Source organism: Mesorhizobium sp. M7A.F.Ca.US.006.04.2.1 (assembly GCF_004022915.1).
Classification (GTDB): Bacteria; Pseudomonadota; Alphaproteobacteria; order Rhizobiales; family Rhizobiaceae; genus Mesorhizobium; species Mesorhizobium ciceri.
In genome coordinates this window covers 1-976 of the sequence record NZ_RZQA01001370.1, presented here as the reverse complement: position 1 = coordinate 976, position 976 = coordinate 1, and the positions used below count along the sequence as shown (strand labels likewise).

General features: G+C 55.6%; 1 protein-coding gene and 1 pseudogene. One reads left to right on the top strand and one right to left on the bottom strand.

The genetic code is table 11. The features are described from left to right. Positions 1–215, top strand: a pseudogene (locus tag EN925_RS37365) (nucleoside deaminase); the annotation flags it as partial. Between the two features lie 476 nt (positions 216–691). On the opposite strand, the gene EN925_RS41300 reads toward EN925_RS37365, so the two are convergent. Next, on the bottom strand, positions 692–976 hold a 285-nt coding region (locus EN925_RS41300), incomplete at its 5' end, for a hypothetical protein (RefSeq protein ID WP_245487444.1).

Sequence of the window (976 nt, the reverse complement as noted above, 5' to 3'; positions counted from 1 at the left end):
GCACGATGTATTGGGCCAATATCGGGCGGCTGGTTTACGGGGTAGAGGAGACCGAGCTCCTGGCGCTCACCGGGGATCACGCGGAGAATCCGACGATGAGCCTCTCTTCGCGCACCGTCCTCGGCTCCGGCCAGAAAAAGATCGAGGTCTTTGGCCCCTTCCCCGAAATCGCCGACGAGATGCTCGCACCGCACCGCGATTTCTGGAAGCGCTGACGGCTTCGTCCCGGTTGGTAAGGTCGATCAATGGCAGCAGTGACTGTCGGATCGCGGTGGGAGTCGCCGCCGCCGTTCAACAAAATCAAAGACTTGTAGAATCAACGATCCGAAGTGGGACGATCTTGTCATGCGTTGCCCGTGGCGAGATCCTTGAGTAGGGCGTGCAGGCCGTGAAAACTCGCACAGTCGCTGCTTTTCTCAAAGACTTAAAGATCCTAAGTGGCTGATATTTAACGCTAAAACAATGGTGAGCGCGATGGGATTCGAACCCATGACCTACTGATTAAAAGTTTGCTGTTCCGACTTTTAGACGGAACCTATAGCCTTTTAATAAGAGCTTGGAACCCTTGGAAATCCGTCATATTGTGCTTGGATAGTTTTTAAGTCCGGGTGCTAGCGTTTTACACAGCGCCCTTATTAGAGGCCTTAGTAAGATGCCAAAAGCGAAGCTCACGACCAAGGGTGACATAGATTCATTGCCCCTCGTACCGACCGGCCAAGAGCACTGGTGGTGCACTGACTTGCGAGGCTTCGGCGTGGTCGTCGGAGCCAGGACAAAAACGTTTGTTGTCCAGCGCGACGTGCGGGGAAAGAGCCGAAGGGTCAGCATCGGGCGATATGGCGACATAACGCTCCAGCAAGCGCGCAAGCGAGCCGAGGAGCTTATGGGCGAGATGCGGGGCGGTGTTGACCCCCTCGCGGAACGCCGTGCCGCTGCCGCCAACAACATGACATTGCTTGAAGCCTGGGAGTTGTAT